Origin of the sequence: Ruegeria sp. HKCCD7303, from assembly GCF_013111185.1 — a bacterium.
GTDB lineage: Bacteria > Pseudomonadota > Alphaproteobacteria > Rhodobacterales > Rhodobacteraceae > Ruegeria.
Genome location: NZ_WVRE01000008.1, coordinates 151531 through 169744 on the forward strand (window position 1 = coordinate 151531; position 18214 = coordinate 169744).

Sequence of the window (18214 nt, forward strand, 5' to 3'; positions counted from 1 at the left end):
GCTCAATCTCCGCCAAGCAGCTTGAGCAGACCTTTCTTCGCCTCGTCTTCCAGCTTCTTCTTAAGCGCATCTTCGATTTGATTGCTGTCGGTGATGGTTGTATCCAACTCACTCCCGACCTTCTCAAATACCTTCTGCTTGGCATCGTCTTCCAGTTCCTTGACCTTCACATCTGCCGCCGCCTCGATGACCTTGGTCAGGTCCGGCTTGATCGACGGGTTGCTCCACGGACCAACAATACGAACCGGCACCGAGATACCCTGTCCGGAATTGGCACGAAGCGCTACGGGCGTGAAAAGGTAATCAATATCCCGCGCGCCAAGCCCAACTTGGCCCGCCCCATCAGCGCGATAGTTCTTCAGCGACATCAGCAGGTCTTTGTTAGCCAGAACACCCTGATCCATTGTGAAGCTGCCCGTCAGGCTGTTGAAAACTGTTGTTCCGCCCGATCCGGTTCCTCGCCCCATAAGCCGATCCAGATCGAATCCGGAAATCACCCCTGACCCGACATCCAGATTCCCCTTACCGCTGAGAGAGCGCATGATTTGATCCTCAGACTGGCCAACGCCCAGAAACTCCAGACTGCCCGCAGCCGAGCCGGACAACCGTTCAACCCCGACAAGCGTGGCGAGCGCCTGTTTAAGATCAATCCCGCTGGCCGTGATATTGCCGCCTACGGACAAGCCATTGCGATTGTTGGCAACCATCTGGCCGTTCAACTGACCTGCAAATAATGTGGCCGGATGCATTTCCAGAACTGCGCGTGATCGGTCCAAAGACAGGGTCAGATCACTTTTTCCAAAAGTCATTCCCGGAACTGCGATCGAGTTTGCAGTCAGACGGATTTTACCGTTCGCCAGCGCCAGAACGGATGCATCAATAGGCTCTTTCGACCACCCATCCACTGGCGGTTCACTCGACTTAGACGTGCCGCCCTTGGTAGGTTCAGATTCAGATATCCGCGAAAGATCAAAATCACCTGTATCGAGTCGCGCCACGATCTGTGGTGGATCCGAGATGGTGATGTCCGCCTCGCCTTTGAAACGGTTGTAATCCAGCTGTGCGGTCATATCCCGCAAAGAAATCCGCCCATCTTGCGTATAGGTCATGTGCGCAACGATGTTGGCCCTTCGGCCCAGCCCCGGTGGAATATACACACCGGCCTGACCAAATGCGGCAAACATCCTTTCGCTGTCCCGGGCCACAACTTTGGTGGTTCCGTCCATTTCACCAGCCAGATTGACGCGCCCGTCAAACCCGATCTCGCCCCCCGGCGCAGTCAAAGACAGTTCCAGCGCCGTAACGTCGCCATCGGAAAAGGCAGGCAGGTCCGGGATTTTCAAGTCTACTTCAACGGCTCCGCCAAGCGCGGCCATTGTGGCTTGCATGATCATGGGAGATGTGACCTCGGGCCAGCTTGCGGCCAGTGTCACACCAGAAAAATCCATCTGGGTGGCGCCGTTCTCAACGTAAATTAGCCGCGCGTTGGTCAGCTCTAGCTGATCCAAAGTAACCTCACCTGTCGCCCCGTTGGTCCCGGCGGACTCGGTCTTATTTGTGGTCGAAGCAGGTGCAGAGGTGCCAAACTCCCAATTCACCTGGCCTTCAGATGTTTCCAGACGCAACACGGGATTGTCTGCAAAAACACGTTTGATTCGCAGATCGCCGTTCCACAACGCGGCGGCGTCCACGCCAACGGCAAGACTGTCGGCGCTCAGCATCGGCTCGGACTCTGCCCAGCTTGCGTTGCCGAACTGCACCGGACCTGTTTCCATCCCCAGCACAGGCCAGAAGGACAGACGCACGTCGCCGCTCAGCGTCAGGTCGCGCCCGGTTTGCGCCTTCACCTGCTCGGCCAGAATCGCGCCCAGTTTTTCACCCGGCATCAGCAAAAGCGCGCCGATGACCAGGCCCAGAACTGCGACCACAACAAAAAGGATGCGCATCAGCCATTTCATAATCTGCTCTCCGCCTTTTGGCTTATCATTGCCGTGATCATTCAAATCACACGTCACATTTGCAAGGGGAAGCGTTCCCCACTATATGCCGCGCCATGACAACGAACCCGCCAAACCTCCGCCCCGACCTGGCGCCAGCCGCCCGGATCACCGAGACACCCCGTTCCGACCAGCCGACCATCGGCATGGTGTCGCTGGGTTGCCCCAAGGCGTTGGTGGACAGCGAACGCATCCTGACCCGGCTTCGCGCCGAAGGATACGGCATTTCACCCGATTATGCCGGGGCTGATGCCGTCATTGTGAACACCTGCGGATTTCTGGACAGCGCCAAGGCAGAATCGCTGGACGCGATCGGAGAGGCCCTGGTTGAAAACGGTAAAGTCATCGTCACAGGATGCCTGGGGGCAGAACCGGAATACATCCGGGAACATCATCCCCGCATCATGGCCGTCACCGGACCGCATCAATACGAACAAGTATTGGATGCGGTGCATGTTGCGGTACCACCCGCGCCCGATCCTTTTGTCGATCTACTTCCAACCAGCAGCGTGCAATTGACCCCGCGCCACTACAGCTATCTGAAGATCTCGGAAGGCTGTAATCATAAATGCAAGTTCTGCATCATCCCAGATATGCGTGGGAAACTGGCCAGCCGCCCGGCCCATGCGGTTCTGCGCGAGGCGGAGAAGCTGGTCGATAACGGTGTGCGCGAGCTGCTGGTGATCTCGCAGGACACATCGGCCTATGGGCTGGACCGGAAATATGATGTGAACCCGTGGAAAGACCGCGAAGTGCGCAGCCATATCACCGATCTGGCGCGGGAGTTGGGACAGTTGGAGGCGTGGGTGCGCCTGCATTATGTTTACCCCTACCCGCATGTGCGCGAGTTGATCCCACTGATGGCGGACGCGGGCTGCAATGTGCTGCCCTATCTGGATATTCCCTTCCAGCACGCTCACCCGGACGTTTTGAAACGTATGGCCCGCCCAGCTGCCGCGGCCAGAACGCTGGACGAAATCCGGGCTTGGCGCGACATCTGCCCGGACATCACCCTGCGGTCGACCTTTATTGTCGGTTATCCAGGTGAGACCGAGGCTGAATTCCAGACTCTGCTGGACTGGATGGACGAAGCGCAACTGGATCGCGTCGGTTGTTTTCAGTATGAAAATGTGGAGGGCGCGCGGTCGAACGACCTGCCCGATCACGTCCCGGCAGAAATCAAGCAAGAGCGCTGGGATCGCTTCATGGAAAAGGCCCAAGCGATTTCCGCAGCCAAACTGGCGGCAAAAGTCGGCCAGACCTTGCAGGTCATCGTGGATGAGGTCGATGACGAAGCCGCCACCTGCCGCACTAAAGCAGACGCACCAGAGATCGACGGAAACTTGTTCATTGACGAAGGTTTCGAAGACCTCAAACCAGGGGACATTGTCACAGTCGAAGTGGACGAAGCCGGGGAATACGATTTGTGGGGGAAACCTGTGTAACCCCTGAAACCTCAGTAGTCACACGCCACATGGGCAAAGCGTGAAGTGAGTTTATTGGCCTAATACGCCGCCACGCCCGATCTTAGACGGAAAGCCAAATTCGGAGGTTTTCATGTCTTCTGCCTTTAGACTTAGCTTAAACAGCGTGGTTTTTCTGTTGGCTACGCAGTTTTTGGCGACGCCCGGTTATGCGCAGGCCATTTATGTCGGATCAACGAGCTTCATCGCGGCAGGCGGCAAGCAACCAAGCTTGCACAAACACGGTCAAATCAAGATCAAGCGGTATTACCTGGCCCCAAAAGCCAAGGTACGCCCCAAGGTTCATCGCAAAAGATCACGACCAACCCTTGGCAACTACACACCAAAGCGGCGCGTGTTCGGGCATATTCCCTACACGTCGATCAAGCGGCACAAATTTAAACCGCATCGGTTCAAATACCCCTACCGTTTCAAGAAGTACTGACCCACCGCGAAACGTGCGCCAACCGGCGTATCGGTAGATACAGGCAAGAAAAAGCCGCCATGAAAGGCGGCGGCAAATGCAAAATGGTGCAGGCGGTCCGGTCTTGGACCGCCTGCGAATAGCTTATTGAGTAACCGGGTTACAGACAGTCTGGCCTGCTTCGGTTGTCGCCAGCTCATACCCACCTGGGCAGCTGGGGGTGCCGGCTTTGTCATAGCTGGGCTGGACGTATACAGGTGTCGGTTCTTCCTGCTGCGCGCAGGCAGTCAGGATCAGAGCAAATGCGCCAACGGCAGCGAGTTTCAGTTTCATGTCCGTCAATCCTCTATTACTTTTCTGATATTGCCCAACTTTTCGGGGCCGTATTCAGAATACGGGTAGAACCTCGATCTGGCAACTGAATCGATCACGACTTTGTGAGTCAGGGCGATTCCATGCCAGTTTTGCCTTTAGGAAAAGCAATTTGCTGGGTCGAACCTACCTTTTTGACTGCACTGCTCTAAAGTGTGTCACAACATCAGCCAAAGACGGAGAAGCCACATGTCAGACGCCCCAAGCATTGCCCAGAAATCGCCGATTCCGGTCGAGGTTGTCGAAGGGAAGACCTATTTTTGGTGCTCATGTGGAAAGTCTTCTCGACAACCGTTTTGTGATGGATCCCACAAGGGCAGTGCGTTTGAACCCGTGAAATATACGGCGGATACCAGTAAAAAGGTCTTCTTTTGCGGCTGCAAACACAGCGCGAAACGACCTTTGTGCGACGGCAGCCACAGTAAGCTGTGATCAGGTTTTCAAACCATTCAAGGTGTTGGCATTTGCACAAAAATCCGGGGCGCTGTTGGCCAGCATCTGCTGCTCGGCCAGCCACAATGCACATTGGCCCTCGCAATTTGAAGCCCGGCACCTTGTGACAAGTTCCGAATAACCTTCTGGCGTCAGGCGACCGTCCGCCATTGCCTCGGTCAGTGAAATGCCCATGCATCGCGAGACAGATCGCGTCAGCCAAAAGTGCTTTTCAATCTCACCCAAGGGAACCTGTGCCATCATGCGTCCTCCAATTGCTGCGCTTTCAGTGCAGCGAATCGGTCCCGGTTAGGGCAGGTACTAGGCGCTTGATCGACTTGGTCCCGCTGCTCCAGCCACTCTGGGCAATCATGCGCCCAAGCACAGCCACGGCATTGTTGTACGATCTCAGCCCATTCTTCGTGGTTCAGATGGCCCTTGCGATAAGCCCCGACCAGGTCTGTGCCGATGGCTTGCCCCATCCGCAGCACAAGCCGCAAATGAGTCATGATGTTGCCCAGACGTGACATGGCATGACCTCCGGGTTAAGGCATGAGTTTATGGAGCAATTCCTGGTTTCGGCAGTATTCGGGCGCCCGCCGCGCGGTTGTGGCCTGGCTCAACAGAGACCGGCAGTGTTGCGGGTTTGGGCAGTCGGTGCATCTTAGGACTGCTTCGGAAATCTGATCCACGGAAACCGAACCGCCAATGGCCGCTTCTTCAAGGTCGATGTCCAGCATTCTGGCCATATCGTCCACCAAACCGGCGTGCAGCCTCAAGGTGTTTCGAGTGGGCATGGTGTTTTCCTTTCCCTTTCGCGCTTTGCCAAAAAGGGTAGTGGAATTGCACCTTGAAACATTGACACAGGTCAAGATTGGACGCCGATGTGATCCAGATAGGCCCGGGTGGCATCCTGAACCCGGCGAAATCGATCCCCGCCCAGCTTCTTGCCGCCATACCACCGCGTGACGATGATCACGTGGTTCTGCAGGCCTGCCCGTTCGATCATACGCAGGATCACCATTCCAGCCCCGCTTTCCCCATCATCTGCCTTGAGCGCACCGGTCGGCAGAGTTGCCGCCCAGGTGTTATGGGTCGCCTTGGCATAGCTTTTGTCCGACTTAAGGTAGTCCAGCACGGCATCGATTTCAGCCCGAGACGCCACGGGCGCCCCTGAAACCGCATATTTCGAGCCTCGGTCTGTCAGAATCATCCCTAAACGCACAAGATCGGTCATTGTGTCAGGCCCAACTTTGCCGCGGTTTCGATCACAATCTGAACGCGCTGTGCATTTGGCGGGTGGGTTCCTAGGAACGTGTCGCCGGGATCTGGAATTCGTTCAAAGAACTTTGCCCCAATCAGAGGATTATACCCAGCATTATACGTTATGATCGTACCCAACTGGTCTGCCTCTAGCTCGAAATCCTTCACGTAAGCCTGAATGCCGACCTTGGCCCCCTGCTTTTGCGCCGCTTCTATGGCCGCTGCATCGCCGCCGCGCAATTGCTCGCGCCTGCCAAACTCCGCGGCGCTGGCGCTGGCGTTTTCGCTTTGCCGGGCGATATGCCCCAGCACGTGATGGGCCGCTTCGTGGCCCATAACAAAGGCAAGTTCATCGGCGTTTTGCGCGGATCGGATCATAGACTGAGTGAAGATGATTACCGGCTGCCCATTCTCATCGAGTGTTTGGAACGCGTTGGCCTGCGCGCGCGGGTTAAGATCGACAAATATCCGCAACTCGCAATTCTTTCGTCCGGGTTGCTTTAGGCATTGATTACGCGCCTCGGCGCCAATGGCCTGACTGACCTGCTGAAAGGTCTGAACCTCGGCACGGGAACCAGGCTCGTCCCTCAGCCAATCTTCTGATGTTTGCACACGCAGTGTATCCTGCGCACAGGCCGCAAGCAGCAGGGACAACAGTAAAACAAAGCATCTGCGCATGGTGTTTCCTTTGGGCCATTCGAGCCGTCATTTCAACATAGTATGCCCCTTCAGCCGATGCCACAGCCCACAGCGGAAGGAACGGCTTGCATTGCATCCCGGTGGCTTGCACTGTGGTCACATGTTTTCGATTGAGCATGAATTCGACTCGACGGTCATTACGCTTGTGGACGAAGGTGAGAAACCTTTGCAGGAAGATGTCGTGATCAACAATTTCGCTGAATGTGTCACGCTGGAGCAGCTGGATCCACGCACCGAACAGGTTCAAAAGATCACTCTGTCACCGGAACAGGTTCGTGATCTGGCCGCCGCTCTAGACCTTCCCGAAGGCGTTTATCAGATTCGCGAAACCGGGCCTCAGGGGTCATAAACAAACACCTTGTTCCGCGCGGTCTGCCCCTGTTTCAGCGTTAACGTTGAAGGTGCAACACCAAGACACCTGGCAAGCAACTGAAGAACCGCCTGGTTGGCTTTGCCGTGCTCGGGCGCAGCGGTCACGAATACCCTGATCTGATCATCTTCGCAGATCACCCGATCCCGTGCTGCCTTGGGCGTCACCTTCACGTTCAATGTTGCCCCGGCCTGTGCGAGCGACTTGAGATCAGGCAAGTCACGCAGGTTGGATTTCGCCATTGTCATCCCTTTTTCTTCAAAGTCTTGCATGACGGGCACCAGAATGAAAATGATCCACGCAACGCATCGGCGCACCCTTGAAACAGGCGAGTTGCCGACCAACATACAACGTCGTGATGTAAAGAAGGTTAACATATGTCCCTGAAGAACCCCGCCGCTCTGGAGTTTTTACAGGCGCGCCGGTCCCGGCCCGCCAAAACACTGATTGCACCGGCCCCGACACGGGACGAACTGCTGCCTCTGCTGACCGCCGCCGCGCGCAGCCCCGATCATGGCAAACTTGAGCCCTGGCGCTTTGTCGTTTTGGAAAAAGGTGCCATGTCACGCCTGTCGGCAATGACCGAGGCGTGTGGTCAAAAGCTGGGCAAAAGCACCGAAGACATCGCCAAGGCGCGCAGCCAGTTTGATATGGGGCACTTGGCGGTGGCCGTGATTGAAGTGCAAAAACCGTCCGAAAAAATCCCCGCTATTGAGCAAACCTATTCGGCTGGCGCAGTCTGTCTGGCCCTGCTGAATGCTGCGCTGGCGGCAGGTTGGGGCGCAAACTGGCTGTCTGGCTGGCAAACGCATGACCGCGACTTCTGCGCTGAAGCCTTTGGACTTGCCGAGAATGAACGTGTGGCCGGGCTGATTCATATCGCGACCGAAGGATCGGTACCGCCCGAACGTCCCCGACCCGACGTGGCTGCTTTGACGGAATGGATCACCGAATGATCATCCTGAATGCCTTTTTCAACGCGCTCGGACAGATCGGCGATCCGAAGTTCCGGGGTGTTCTGCTGCGCGGCGTGGGTTTGACGATCCTGCTCCTGATCGCCGCCTGCGCTGGGGCGATTTGGTTGATCAACTGGTTGTCAGGAAATGAAATTTCCCTGCCCTTCATCGGCGCTGTGCCCTGGCTGAACGACGTTTTGAACTATTCCGGCATCGTATTGGTGCTGATTCTGCCGGTTTTCCTGATGGTACCTGTGGCCTCGGCGATCACCTCGATTTTTCTGGATGAGGTGGCACAGGCGGTCGAGGATAAGCATTTTCCATCCCTGCAGCCCGCACGGCGTATTCCGGTGTCAGAGGCGGTACTTGACGGTCTCAGCTTTCTTGGCGTGCTCATTGTCGCCAACCTGCTGGCGCTGATCCTCTATGCAATTTTCACCCCGCTCGCGCCCTTTATCTTCTGGGCGATGAACGGGTTCCTGCTGGGTCGAGAGTATTTCACGCTGGCCGCTATGCGCAGGGTCGGGCGCGACGGAGCGCGCAAGCTACGTGCCAAACATGCAACAACCATCTGGGTGGCAGGCACCTTGATGGCAATTCCACTGTCCGTACCGCTGGTCAATCTGGTGATTCCAATAATAGGTGCAGCCACGTTCACCCACATTTATCACGCGGTGTCAGGCCCAAGGGCCTGACATTGGGTCAGCGGGGCTCCAGCTGGTTCAACCAGTCGAAATCCCGGACCGAGATCAATCCCGATAAAATAATACCCGCAATGATGGCCCACAAAACCACGGAAATGCCGGTTGTGATCCACATCTTTTTCTTCATGTGATGCACTTCCGGCGCGCCAGCATGGGTGCCGGGGACAATATCACCCAGATCGCCTTGTGTTTTTATGCGAACAGGCAGAACGATCAGCAGCGTCAGAAACCAGATGACTGCGAAAAGTACCAGTGCGGCAGTAATGGTCATTTCAAACCCTCCGGGGTTTGGGGTGTTACACCTGCTCCAGCTCGACCAGGCAGCCGTTGAAATCCTTGGGATGCAGGAACAGCACGGGCTTGCCATGCGCACCGATCTTGGGCTCGCCTGATCCCAGAACACGGGCACCTGTTTCTTTCAGGTGGTCGCGCGCTGCGATGATGTCTTCGACCTCGTAACACACATGATGGATGCCGCCGGCAGGGTTCTTTTCCAGAAACCCGTTGATCGGGCTGTCATCGCCCAGCGGGTAAAGCAGCTCGATTTTGGTATTGGGCAATTCGATAAACACAACCGTGACACCGTGATCCGGCTCATCTTGCGGTGCGCCGACCTTGGCGCCCAGTGCATTGCGGTATTGCTCGGACGCCGCCTCAAGATCCGGTACGGCGATGGCGACGTGGTTCAGGCGTCCAATCATGTCTCACTCCTGTGTCCTGCTTTTCATGGGTTATGGGGGCTGTTTCGTGAAAGGACAAGTGCGCCAAATCGCGCGTTAACGTCGTGTTAGCCAGAAGTTCCTAGCGTGAAGCATCTGCTGGATAGGAGAGCTGCCATGGACGATTCGGGCCTACTTGCCACCACCACCGTCACGCCCACCGCAACGCGGCCTTTGCTGGGTCAGACCATTTTGGTTGTTGAAGACAGCCGCTACGCTTGCGACGCGATCCGCCTGATGTGCCTGCACAGCGGTGCACGCATTCGCCGCGCGGATTGTTTGAAATCGGCCCGACGACACCTTCAGATCTATCGCCCCTCGGTCATACTTATCGATATGGGCCTTCCAGATGGGTGCGGGGCCGACCTGATTTCTGAGCTGGCCGAAACAACACCCCGTATCGGTGTCATTATGGGCCTGTCAGGCAACGATACCTACGAAAGTAGCGCTCTGGCCGCCGGAGCAGACGGGTTTTTGTCCAAGCCGATCAAATCAATGGCTTATTTTCAGAAATCCATTCTGGAACGCCTACCCGAAGACCGGCGACCAAGCGGCTTACATGCGATCCGGGATGAGGTTATCGAACCTGATCCAATGGCCTATCAGGACGACATGGCCCATATCGCCGATGTTCTGACAGGACCCAACGACCATCACACTCTGGATTATGCCGCCCAATTCCTGCAGGGCGTCGCACGGGAAGCCGGGGATAACCCTCTGGCAGAAGCTGCGCGTAAACTTGCTTGGTCCCGCGCAAACGGCGCGCCCTTTACCGTACAGGCGGCGCAAGTCGCTGGGATGGTTCAGTCTCGCCTGGAACAGCGAGAGGCGATCTGAAAATGGTGACGGCCTACTTCATAACCGCAACGCTCGTGTGCCTTTGGGCATATCTACAGACACGCCATGCTGCCCGCAGTATTCGGGTCAACCGAGATCATCTGGAAAACCCACTGGACTAACAGACGGAACGTTTCCAATCGCCAAACGAAAACCGCCCGCTTGATGCGGGCGATTTTTCTTAGTCCTGAGGGATAATGCGTAGACCAAGCTCCATCAACTGATCCGAAGTAGGATCAGAGGGCGCATCCATCATCAGATCTTCGGCACGCTGGTTCATCGGGAACATCATGACTTCGCGGATATTGGCTTCGTCCGCCAACAGCATGACAATCCGGTCAATGCCCGCAGCACAGCCACCGTGCGGCGGTGCGCCGTAGTGGAAAGCGTTGAACAGAGCGCCGAAGCGGGATTTGACCTCATCCTCGCCGTACCCCGCCAGTTCAAAGGCTTTCAGCATGATTTCAGGCTTGTGGTTCCGGATCGCGCCGGACACCAGCTCGTACCCGTTACAGGCCAGATCGTACTGGTATCCGCGCACGTCCAGAGGATCACCATTCAGCGCATCCATGCCACCCTGCGGCATCGAGAACGGGTTATGTTCAAAATCGATCGCGCCGGTTTCTTCGTCCTGCTCGTAGATCGGGAAATCCACGATCCAGGCAAAAGCAAAGCGGTCTTTCTCGGTCAGGTTCAGTTCTTCACCGATCACGTCGCGGGCCTTGCCAGCAACCTTTTCGAAAGCTTTCGGCTTGCCGCCCAAGAAGAACGCGGCATCGCCCACGCCTAAACCCAGTTGCTGACGGATCGCTTCTGTACGCTCGGGGCCGATGTTCTTGGCCAGGGGACCAGCGGCTTCCATGCCTTCGCCCTGATCGCGCCAGAAGATATACCCCATCCCCGGCAGACCCTCTTTCTGGGCGAACGCGTTCATGCGGTCACAGAATTTACGGCTGCCGCCGGTCGGCGCGGGGATGGCGCGGATTTCGGTGCCGTCCTGCTCCAACAGTTTTGCGAAGATTGCAAAACCAGACCCGCGGAAGTGGTCCGAGACCACTTGCATTTTAATGGGGTTCCGCAGGTCGGGCTTGTCGGTGCCGTACCACAGCGCTGCGTCCTTGTAGGAAATCTGCGGCCACTCCTGATCGACTTTGCGGCCGCCTCCGAACTCTTCAAACACGCCGGTCAGAACGGGCTGGATCGTGTCGAACACATCCTGCTGCTCGACAAAGGACATCTCAAGGTCAAGCTGGTAGAAATCGGTGGGTGAGCGGTCTGCGCGCGGGTCTTCGTCACGGAAGCAGGGTGCGATCTGGAAATACTTGTCGAAGCCAGACACCATGATCAGCTGCTTGAACTGCTGAGGCGCTTGCGGCAAAGCGTAGAATTTGCCGGGATGCAGACGCGACGGTACCAGAAAGTCACGCGCGCCTTCGGGAGAAGAGGCCGTGATGATCGGCGTCTGATATTCGCGGAAGTCTTGATCCCACATGCGTTTACGCATGGATGCAACAACGTCCGACCGCAGAGTCATGTTCTGCTGCATCGCTTCGCGGCGCAGGTCCAGATAGCGATAGCGCAGGCGCGTTTCCTCGGGGTATTCCTGATCGCCAAACACCATCAGCGGCAGTTCGTCGGCCGCACCCAGAACCTCTAGCTCTCGCACGTAAACCTCGATCTCACCGGTCGGCAGTTTCGGGTTCACCAATTCGACATCGCGCGCCTTGACGGTGCCATCAATGCGAATACACCACTCGGACCGGACCTTCTCCAGCTCGGCAAAGGCCGCGCTGTCGCCGTCGCACAGAACCTGAGTTACCCCGAAATGGTCGCGCAGGTCGATGAACAACACGCCGCCGTGATCTCGAACCCGATGCACCCATCCGGACAGGCGGACAGTTTCACCGACATTTGCGGCGGTCAGAGCGGCGCAGGTGTGGCTGCGATAGGCGTGCATGGATCATATCCCTTCGGGCGCAGAATTCGTCGCGCCGATACACCCTGTCAGGCCCGGAAAGTCAAGGCGGGTCGCCTCGTCAAAACGGCCTTTGCACGTTGCCCGAGTAGAAATAGACACCCAGCCCAACCGCAAAGATGATATTGCCCGCAATCGCGTGCAGCAGAACTGCGTAGAAGAATGAGCCGCGCTGCCGGTAAGCCCATGTAAACAGAAGCCCGCCCGCTAAGGTCATGAAGGCAACAATCCAGCTCCAATACATAAGATGCGCGAACGAGAATATCGCCGCATTCAGCAGATAGGCCGCGCGCCCCTTTGGCAGGATCGCGTGGTACCGGCGAAAGAACAGAGGGCGGAACAACAGCTCTTGCGGCAAAGCCGACAAAAGCGGATAGCCAACCCAGATGAAGGCCAGCATATCAGGCCGATGGATTGCCAAGAAAAACGCGGCGTCCGAGCGCGTCATCTGGATTAGCCCTACGCAGAAAACCGTCACTACTACGGTGAACAGCAACACCTCGCGCAAAGACCAATTGGCCCATTCATAACGCAGTTCGGCCCAGTGAAAGCCAGGTGTCTGATGCAGCAAAACGATGCCCAGCCCGGTCAGCGCGAACAGCGCCGGAAACATCCAGTTAGGCGGAAAGAGTACGGCAATCAACAGTGGCAGTCCGATATAGAAAAGGCCAAATTCCAGCCTCAGCCGCGGCAGCGCAACCGGCGGTCCGATCATCGTGCTGTCTATAGTCACGTGTCTATCAGCTCCACCCGGATCAGCCCGCGCAATGAATTGCCTACATAAACAGTTTGCGCGTTTTTCAGGTCGGTCAAGGTCAGCACGGCCTCGGTCACTGTTTCTTTATCCAGCAGTTCTTCGCGCAAAATGCCCGGCAACAGCCCGCAGGACAGCGTAGGTGTCTGGAACCGACCATCGGGCATCTTGGCAAACAGGTTCGTGATCGTCCCCTCGCACAGCTCGCCTAGTTCGTTCAGGAACAGCAACTCATCTATACCTGCCGGCAGAGCCGCCCGTGCCGAGTCGTAAAGCGCACGGTGGGTGGTCTTGTGCCGCAACCAAAGGTCGTTGGACGCCAAACGGTTCTCGGATACGGCCACGCGCCAAACCGGTGGATTCTCAGCCAAGGCACCAATGGTCAAGTCAAACGCACCAGCAGAGTCCAGCGTCAATCGGCAGCGCAGCGCGGTTTCGCCTTTTGCGGCGGTCAGCGCGGCTACGGCTTCTTCCAAGTCAAAAGGAAACCCAAAGACCCGTGCCGTGCGGGCCATACGAGCCAGATGGCGGCCCTGCCGCACGAATCCCTCGTCTGGCCGGAAGGCCAGGGTTTCGATCAGGCGGAAATCAGGCTCATTTGCCGGGCAAAGCGGGCTTTCCATAGCGCCTCCTCGTATTCTGAAGGGGCAGTACTGTCCCAAACGAGGCCACCACCCACATTCAGCGTGGCGCGATCATCCTCAAGCATCAGGGTGCGGATGGCCACGTTGAACTCGGACCGGCCATCCGGCGCGGCCCATCCAATGGTGCCACAATAGATGTCTCGCGGCCAGGGTTCCAGCTCGGCCAGAATTTCCATCGCGCGTATCTTGGGGGCGCCTGTAATCGATCCGCACGGGAACAACGCTGTCAGAATCTCACCCAGCCCCACGTATTTGTGCAACTGAGCACGCACCAGAGAGACCATCTGGTGCACAGTGGCGTAGGTCTCGACCTTGAACAGCTCGGGCACATGCACCGATCCGGGAAGCGCCACGCGGCTGATATCGTTGCGCAGCAGATCAACGATCATCAGATTCTCGGCACGGTTCTTTTCATCCGAGGTCAGAAAGGCCCGACGCAGTGCGTCTTCTTCCAGGTCATCGCTGCGCGGCTGTGTGCCCTTCATCGGACGGGTTTCAATCTTGCCACCTTCGTCCGTGCGGAAGAACAGTTCGGGCGACCGGCTGAGCAGATCCGGCAACCCGTCCTGCTGCACCAGCGCGCCATGCCCCACCGGTTGCCCGGCGACCAGCGCCGCATAAAGCGATTCACTTTCGCCTGAAACCGTCAGGTCAATGGGAAAGGTCAGGTTGGCCTGATAGATATCGCCTGCGCCGATAGCATCGTGCACGGCGCGGAATGCCTGAGTATAGCGCGCCTCATCCCAGCGCGGTTGAAAGTCGCTGACCTCGCCGCTGGACATTGGCAACGCTGCGCGATCCGGCGCGTCGTACACCCCAAAGCACAGCAAAGGCAGACGGCGGTCCTTGGGCAACAGGTTCAGCAGCCGGGGTTCCAACGCGTAACCAAGCTCATAGCTCGCATAGCCCGCCACCCAGGCACCGTTCACGCGCGCCTCATCCAGCGCCGCCAGAGCCTGGGGCACCTCTTCCGCCACATCCGCGCGGATGATCTGAGACGGGCGCTGAAACCGGGTGCCACGCCCGGCCGGTCCCTGATCGAAACGAATACGCACTTGCATCCTCAATTGCCGTAAGGGGCCGTATAGAGGATACTCCGCCAAGTGAAAGAGGGGAAAGCGGCAATTTCGCCCCTGTTTCCGATACCCCTTGAACCTTTTTGCGCGGTCCCTATAACGCAGGACAATTTGGGCACTGGGGCGGTGCCCTGACTCGCGGACAATCGAAGGAACAAGGCCAATGCCGAGAAGAACCGACATCCAGTCGATCATGATCATCGGGGCGGGCCCCATTGTTATCGGCCAGGCCTGCGAATTCGACTACTCCGGCGCTCAGGCGTGTAAAGCCCTGCGCGAGGAAGGCTACCGGGTCATTCTGGTGAATTCGAACCCTGCGACGATCATGACCGATCCCGGTCTGGCAGATGCCACCTATATCGAACCGATCACCCCCGAAGTTGTCGCTAAGATCATCGAAAAGGAACGCCCTGATGCTCTGCTGCCCACCATGGGTGGTCAGACCGGCCTGAACACATCGCTCGCACTGGAAGAGATGGGTGTGCTGGACAAGTTTGGTGTCGAGATGATCGGCGCCAAGCGTGACGCCATCGAAATGGCCGAAGACCGCAAACTGTTCCGCGAGGCAATGGACCGGCTGGGTCTTGAGAACCCCAAAGCGACGATCGTGACCGCACCTAAGAAAGAAGACGGTTCTGCCGATCTGGAGGCAGGTGTGCAAATGGCGCTGGACGAGCTGGAAGAGATCGGCTTGCCCGCGATCATCCGCCCTGCCTTTACCTTGGGCGGCACAGGTGGCGGTGTGGCCTATAACCGCGAGGATTACATCCATTTCTGCCGTTCGGGCATGGACGCCTCGCCGGTGAACCAAATTCTTGTCGATGAAAGCCTACTGGGCTGGAAAGAGTATGAGATGGAGGTGGTGCGCGACACCGCTGACAACGCCATCATCGTTTGCTCCATCGAAAACGTCGATCCGATGGGTGTGCATACCGGTGACTCGATCACCGTGGCCCCTGCCCTGACGCTGACCGACAAGGAATACCAGATCATGCGCAACGGCTCGATCGCCGTTCTGCGCGAGATTGGGGTCGAGACCGGCGGGTCGAACGTGCAATGGGCGATCAACCCTGATGACGGCCGCATGGTCGTAATCGAGATGAACCCGCGCGTGTCACGCTCTTCGGCGCTGGCGTCCAAGGCAACCGGTTTCCCGATTGCCAAGATCGCCGCGAAGCTGGCCGTCGGATATACTCTGGACGAGCTGGACAATGACATCACCAAGGTTACGCCAGCGTCGTTCGAGCCGACAATCGACTATGTCGTTACCAAGATCCCGAAATTCGCGTTCGAGAAGTTCCCGGGGTCCGAGCCCTATCTGACCACCGCGATGAAATCGGTCGGCGAAGCGATGTCCATCGGTCGCACCATCCACGAATCGATGCAAAAGGCGCTGGCTTCGATGGAATCAGGCCTGACAGGCTTTGACGAGATCGAAATCCCCGGCCTGAACGTGGGCGTGTGGGAGGAAGCCGACGACAAAGCCGCTGTGATCAAGGCGATCAGCCAGCAAACGCCAGACCGTCTGCGCACCATTGCACAAGCGATGCGTCATGGTCTGACTGACGACGAGATTTTCGGTGTGACCAAGTTCGACCCCTGGTTCTTGGCCCGCATCCGCGAGATCATTGACGCCGAGCGTCAGGTTCGCAGGGACGGCCTGCCCGTCACCGAAGACGGTATCCGCAAGCTGAAAATGCTGGGCTTCACCGATGCCCGTTTGGGCAATCTGACCGGCCGTGACGAAGACAACGTCCGCCGCGCCCGCCGCAATCTGGGCGTCAACGCCGTGTTCAAACGCATCGACACCTGCGCCGCCGAATTCGAAGCTCAGACGCCTTACATGTACTCGACCTATGAGGCCCCGATGATGGGCGAGGTCGAATGCGAAGCTCGCCCGAGCGACCGTAAAAAGGTCGTCATTCTCGGCGGCGGCCCGAACCGTATCGGTCAGGGTATCGAGTTCGATTATTGCTGTTGTCACGCCTGTTTCGCGCTGACCGAGGCGGGCTATGAAACCATCATGGTCAACTGCAACCCCGAGACGGTCTCGACCGACTATGACACCTCGGACCGTCTGTATTTCGAGCCTCTGACGTTTGAGCACGTCATGGAAATCCTGACCAAAGAGCAGGAAAACGGCACGCTGCACGGTGTGATCGTTCAGTTCGGTGGTCAAACCCCGCTAAAACTGGCGAACGCGCTTGAGGCTGAAGGTATTCCGATTCTTGGCACCACCCCGGACGCCATCGACCTGGCCGAAGACCGCGAACGGTTCCAGGCGCTGGTCAACGAACTGGGCCTGAAGCAGCCCAAGAACGGCATCGCGGCGACTGACGAACAAGCGCTCGATATCGCTGAAGAAATCGGCTTCCCACTGGTCATTCGCCCCTCTTACGTCTTGGGTGGCCGCGCGATGGAAATCGTCCGCGATATGGATCAGCTGAAACGGTACATCAACGAGGCCGTAGTGGTTTCGGGTGACAGCCCCGTTCTGCTCGACAGTTATCTGGCTGGCGCGGTGGAGCTGGATGTCGACGCGCTGTGCGACGGTACTGACGTCCACGTCGCCGGCATCATGCAGCACATCGAAGAGGCAGGCGTTCACTCGGGTGACTCCGCCTGTTCACTGCCGCCCTATTCGCTGTCCAAAGAGATTATCGACCAGATCAAGGATCAGGCGTTCAAGCTGGCCAAAGCGTTGAACGTTGTTGGTCTGATGAATGTGCAGTTCGCGATCAAAGACGATGAGATCTATCTGATCGAAGTGAACCCGCGCGCTTCACGCACCGTGCCATTTGTCGCCAAGGCGACCGACAGCGCGATTGCCTCGATCGCAGCGCGCGTCATGGCAGGTGAGAAACTGGCCAACTTCCCGATGCGCCCTGCCTACAAGAAAGGTCAGGACACCAAGATCGCCGACCAGATGACGCTGGCCGACCCGGATATGCCGTGGTTCTCGGTGAAAGAGGCTGTGATGCCCTTCGCTCGCTTCCCTGGCGTAGACACCATTTTGGGTCCGGAAATGCGTTCGACCGGTGAAGTCATGGGCTGGGACCGCGACTTCCCGCGCGCTTTCCTGAAGGCGCAGATGGGCGCGGGGATGGTGCTGCCGTCGTCGGGCCGTGCGTTCATTTCAATCAAGGATGCCGACAAGGGCTACGCCATGCAGGAAGCGGCGCAGGTTCTGGTGGATCAGGGCTTTACCCTGGTGGCCACGCGTGGCACCCAAAGCTGGCTGGACGAGCAAGGCGTTGCCTGTGACGTTGTGAACAAGGTCTACGAAGGCCGCCCGGACGTTGTGGACATGCTGAAAGACGGTCAGGTGCAGTTGGTGATGAACACCACCGAAGGCGCGCAGGCGGTCGAAGACAGCAAGGCCATCCGGTCCATCGCGCTATATGACAAGATCCCTTATTTCACCACCGCCGCCGGAGCGAACGCCGCTGCGCTTGCGATCAAGGCGCAGGCCGAAGGGGATGTAGAGGTAAAGTCGCTGCAGGGCTGAAACTGCCCTGCGCACCCAGCC

The 18214-nt window shown here is 57.6% G+C and carries 22 protein-coding genes; 8 read left to right on the forward strand and 14 right to left on the reverse strand.

Going from position 1 to position 18214, the window contains the following annotated elements; genetic code table 11:
- Positions 1-2: 2 nt before the first annotated feature.
- Entirely contained in the window at positions 3-1958 is a 1956-nt protein-coding gene (locus tag GS630_RS18550) for an AsmA family protein (RefSeq protein WP_171621300.1), read from the reverse strand.
- 95 nt (positions 1959-2053) lie between these two features.
- Here GS630_RS18550 and rimO point away from each other — a divergent pair, with 95 nt between their 5' ends.
- On the forward strand, positions 2054-3442 hold the full coding sequence (gene rimO, locus GS630_RS18555; protein WP_171621301.1) for a 30S ribosomal protein S12 methylthiotransferase RimO: 1389 nt from the start codon (positions 2054-2056) through the stop codon (positions 3440-3442).
- A 112-nt stretch (positions 3443-3554) separates the two neighbouring features.
- On the forward strand, positions 3555-3905 hold the full coding sequence (locus tag GS630_RS18560; RefSeq protein WP_171176066.1) for a hypothetical protein: 351 nt from the start codon (positions 3555-3557) through the stop codon (positions 3903-3905).
- Between the two features lie 123 nt (positions 3906-4028).
- Here the strand turns inward: GS630_RS18560 and GS630_RS18565 are convergent, their stop codons facing one another.
- On the reverse strand, positions 4029-4217 hold the full coding sequence (locus GS630_RS18565) for a hypothetical protein (RefSeq protein ID WP_170346096.1): 189 nt from the start codon (positions 4215-4217) through the stop codon (positions 4029-4031).
- 228 nt (positions 4218-4445) lie between these two features.
- Here GS630_RS18565 and GS630_RS18570 point away from each other — a divergent pair, with 228 nt between their 5' ends.
- Positions 4446-4688, forward strand: coding sequence for a CDGSH iron-sulfur domain-containing protein (locus GS630_RS18570; RefSeq protein WP_171235633.1), 243 nt, complete (start codon positions 4446-4448; stop codon positions 4686-4688).
- Here GS630_RS18570 and GS630_RS18575 read toward each other — a convergent pair whose 3' ends face one another.
- From GS630_RS18575 to GS630_RS18595, 5 genes are all read right to left on the reverse strand, one after another.
- A complete protein-coding gene (locus GS630_RS18575) occupies positions 4689-4949 on the reverse strand; it encodes a DUF6455 family protein (RefSeq protein ID WP_171235632.1) in 261 nt (86 codons plus the stop codon).
- The gene (locus tag GS630_RS18580) at positions 4949-5218 is read right to left on the reverse strand and encodes a DUF6455 family protein (protein WP_171712175.1); all 270 of its coding nucleotides are present in this window, start codon (positions 5216-5218) and stop codon (positions 4949-4951) included. The genes GS630_RS18575 and GS630_RS18580 overlap by 1 nt, the downstream gene beginning before the upstream one ends.
- 15 nt (positions 5219-5233) lie before the next feature.
- Positions 5234-5485 carry a DUF6455 family protein gene (locus tag GS630_RS18585; RefSeq protein ID WP_171176082.1) on the reverse strand — a complete coding sequence of 84 codons (252 nt, stop codon included), beginning with the start codon at positions 5483-5485 and terminating at the stop codon, positions 5234-5236.
- A gap of 71 nt (positions 5486-5556) precedes the next feature.
- Positions 5557-5925 (reverse strand): YigZ family protein, encoded by a 369-nt coding sequence (locus tag GS630_RS18590; RefSeq protein WP_171621302.1) that lies wholly within the window; start codon positions 5923-5925, stop codon positions 5557-5559.
- The gene (locus GS630_RS18595; protein WP_171621303.1) at positions 5922-6629 is read right to left on the reverse strand and encodes a M48 family metallopeptidase; all 708 of its coding nucleotides are present in this window, start codon (positions 6627-6629) and stop codon (positions 5922-5924) included. The genes GS630_RS18590 and GS630_RS18595 overlap by 4 nt, the downstream gene beginning before the upstream one ends.
- Before the next feature lie 121 nt (positions 6630-6750).
- Between GS630_RS18595 and GS630_RS18600 the strand changes: the two genes are divergently transcribed.
- On the forward strand, positions 6751-6999 hold the full coding sequence (locus GS630_RS18600) for a hypothetical protein (protein WP_050604775.1): 249 nt from the start codon (positions 6751-6753) through the stop codon (positions 6997-6999).
- On the opposite strand, the gene GS630_RS18605 is transcribed toward GS630_RS18600, so the two are convergent.
- On the reverse strand, positions 6987-7292 hold the full coding sequence (locus GS630_RS18605; RefSeq protein WP_371809136.1) for a DUF167 domain-containing protein: 306 nt from the start codon (positions 7290-7292) through the stop codon (positions 6987-6989). The two genes, GS630_RS18600 and GS630_RS18605, sit on opposite strands and share 13 nt — an antisense overlap.
- 105 nt (positions 7293-7397) lie before the next feature.
- Here GS630_RS18605 and GS630_RS18610 point away from each other — a divergent pair, with 105 nt between their 5' ends.
- Both GS630_RS18610 and GS630_RS18615 read left to right on the forward strand, forming a co-directional pair.
- A complete protein-coding gene (locus tag GS630_RS18610) occupies positions 7398-7976 on the forward strand; it encodes a nitroreductase family protein (RefSeq protein ID WP_171621304.1) in 579 nt (192 codons plus the stop codon).
- Positions 7973-8671 carry an EI24 domain-containing protein gene (locus tag GS630_RS18615; protein WP_171621305.1) on the forward strand — a complete coding sequence of 233 codons (699 nt, stop codon included), beginning with the start codon at positions 7973-7975 and terminating at the stop codon, positions 8669-8671. Before GS630_RS18610 ends, GS630_RS18615 begins: the two co-directional genes overlap by 4 nt.
- Positions 8672-8678: 7 nt before the next feature.
- Here the strand turns inward: GS630_RS18615 and GS630_RS18620 are convergent, their stop codons facing one another.
- Positions 8679-8951, reverse strand: coding sequence for a DUF1467 family protein (locus GS630_RS18620; protein WP_171091626.1), 273 nt, complete (start codon positions 8949-8951; stop codon positions 8679-8681).
- Positions 8952-8976: 25 nt separating this feature from the next.
- A complete protein-coding gene (gene mce, locus GS630_RS18625; RefSeq protein WP_109313240.1) occupies positions 8977-9381 on the reverse strand; it encodes a methylmalonyl-CoA epimerase in 405 nt (134 codons plus the stop codon).
- A 135-nt stretch (positions 9382-9516) separates the two neighbouring features.
- On the opposite strand from mce, the gene GS630_RS18630 reads away from it, so the two are divergent.
- Positions 9517-10236 carry a response regulator gene (locus GS630_RS18630; RefSeq protein WP_171621306.1) on the forward strand — a complete coding sequence of 240 codons (720 nt, stop codon included), beginning with the start codon at positions 9517-9519 and terminating at the stop codon, positions 10234-10236.
- A gap of 181 nt (positions 10237-10417) precedes the next feature.
- Here GS630_RS18630 and aspS read toward each other — a convergent pair whose 3' ends face one another.
- The 4 genes from aspS to GS630_RS18650 all read right to left on the reverse strand — a co-directional run bounded on the left by aspS (position 10418) and on the right by GS630_RS18650 (position 14670).
- On the reverse strand, positions 10418-12193 hold the full coding sequence (gene aspS, locus GS630_RS18635) for an aspartate--tRNA ligase (protein ID WP_171621307.1): 1776 nt from the start codon (positions 12191-12193) through the stop codon (positions 10418-10420).
- A gap of 79 nt (positions 12194-12272) precedes the next feature.
- Positions 12273-12944, reverse strand: coding sequence for a CPBP family intramembrane glutamic endopeptidase (locus tag GS630_RS18640; protein ID WP_371809137.1), 672 nt, complete (start codon positions 12942-12944; stop codon positions 12273-12275).
- Positions 12941-13588, reverse strand: a complete 648-nt coding sequence (locus tag GS630_RS18645; RefSeq protein ID WP_171176097.1) for an aminotransferase class IV family protein — start codon at positions 13586-13588, stop codon at positions 12941-12943. Before GS630_RS18645 ends, GS630_RS18640 begins: the two co-directional genes overlap by 4 nt.
- Complete coding sequence (locus GS630_RS18650; RefSeq protein WP_171235624.1) at positions 13543-14670, reverse strand: aminodeoxychorismate synthase component I; 1128 nt, start codon at positions 14668-14670, stop codon at positions 13543-13545. Before GS630_RS18650 ends, GS630_RS18645 begins: the two co-directional genes overlap by 46 nt.
- A 178-nt stretch (positions 14671-14848) precedes the next feature.
- Here GS630_RS18650 and carB point away from each other — a divergent pair, with 178 nt between their 5' ends.
- A complete protein-coding gene (gene carB / locus GS630_RS18655; protein WP_171621308.1) occupies positions 14849-18193 on the forward strand; it encodes a carbamoyl-phosphate synthase large subunit in 3345 nt (1114 codons plus the stop codon).
- The last annotated feature ends 21 nt before the right edge of the window (positions 18194-18214 follow it).

Excerpts from the sequence above, each read along its gene's own strand:
- GS630_RS18550 (WP_171621300.1), bottom strand. The coding sequence starts at position 1,958 with ATGAAATGGCTGATGCGCATCCTTTTTGTTGTGGTCGCAGTTCTGGGC.
- rimO (WP_171621301.1), top strand. The coding sequence starts at position 2,054 with ATGACAACGAACCCGCCAAACCTCCGCCCCGACCTGGCGCCAGCCGCC.
- GS630_RS18560 (WP_171176066.1), top strand. The coding sequence starts at position 3,555 with ATGTCTTCTGCCTTTAGACTTAGCTTAAACAGCGTGGTTTTTCTGTTG.
- GS630_RS18565 (WP_170346096.1), bottom strand. The coding sequence starts at position 4,217 with ATGAAACTGAAACTCGCTGCCGTTGGCGCATTTGCTCTGATCCTGACT.
- GS630_RS18570 (WP_171235633.1), top strand. The coding sequence starts at position 4,446 with ATGTCAGACGCCCCAAGCATTGCCCAGAAATCGCCGATTCCGGTCGAG.
- GS630_RS18575 (WP_171235632.1), bottom strand. The coding sequence starts at position 4,949 with ATGGCACAGGTTCCCTTGGGTGAGATTGAAAAGCACTTTTGGCTGACG.
- GS630_RS18580 (WP_171712175.1), bottom strand. The coding sequence starts at position 5,218 with ATGTCACGTCTGGGCAACATCATGACTCATTTGCGGCTTGTGCTGCGG.
- GS630_RS18585 (WP_171176082.1), bottom strand. The coding sequence starts at position 5,485 with ATGCCCACTCGAAACACCTTGAGGCTGCACGCCGGTTTGGTGGACGAT.
- GS630_RS18590 (WP_171621302.1), bottom strand. The coding sequence starts at position 5,925 with ATGACCGATCTTGTGCGTTTAGGGATGATTCTGACAGACCGAGGCTCG.
- GS630_RS18595 (WP_171621303.1), bottom strand. The coding sequence starts at position 6,629 with ATGCGCAGATGCTTTGTTTTACTGTTGTCCCTGCTGCTTGCGGCCTGT.
- GS630_RS18600 (WP_050604775.1), top strand. The coding sequence starts at position 6,751 with ATGTTTTCGATTGAGCATGAATTCGACTCGACGGTCATTACGCTTGTG.
- GS630_RS18605 (WP_371809136.1), bottom strand. The coding sequence starts at position 7,292 with ATGCAAGACTTTGAAGAAAAAGGGATGACAATGGCGAAATCCAACCTG.
- GS630_RS18610 (WP_171621304.1), top strand. The coding sequence starts at position 7,398 with ATGTCCCTGAAGAACCCCGCCGCTCTGGAGTTTTTACAGGCGCGCCGG.
- GS630_RS18615 (WP_171621305.1), top strand. The coding sequence starts at position 7,973 with ATGATCATCCTGAATGCCTTTTTCAACGCGCTCGGACAGATCGGCGAT.
- GS630_RS18620 (WP_171091626.1), bottom strand. The coding sequence starts at position 8,951 with ATGACCATTACTGCCGCACTGGTACTTTTCGCAGTCATCTGGTTTCTG.
- mce (WP_109313240.1), bottom strand. The coding sequence starts at position 9,381 with ATGATTGGACGCCTGAACCACGTCGCCATCGCCGTACCGGATCTTGAG.
- GS630_RS18630 (WP_171621306.1), top strand. The coding sequence starts at position 9,517 with ATGGACGATTCGGGCCTACTTGCCACCACCACCGTCACGCCCACCGCA.
- aspS (WP_171621307.1), bottom strand. The coding sequence starts at position 12,193 with ATGCACGCCTATCGCAGCCACACCTGCGCCGCTCTGACCGCCGCAAAT.
- GS630_RS18645 (WP_171176097.1), bottom strand. The coding sequence starts at position 13,588 with ATGGAAAGCCCGCTTTGCCCGGCAAATGAGCCTGATTTCCGCCTGATC.
- GS630_RS18650 (WP_171235624.1), bottom strand. The coding sequence starts at position 14,670 with ATGCAAGTGCGTATTCGTTTCGATCAGGGACCGGCCGGGCGTGGCACC.
- carB (WP_171621308.1), top strand. The coding sequence starts at position 14,849 with ATGCCGAGAAGAACCGACATCCAGTCGATCATGATCATCGGGGCGGGC.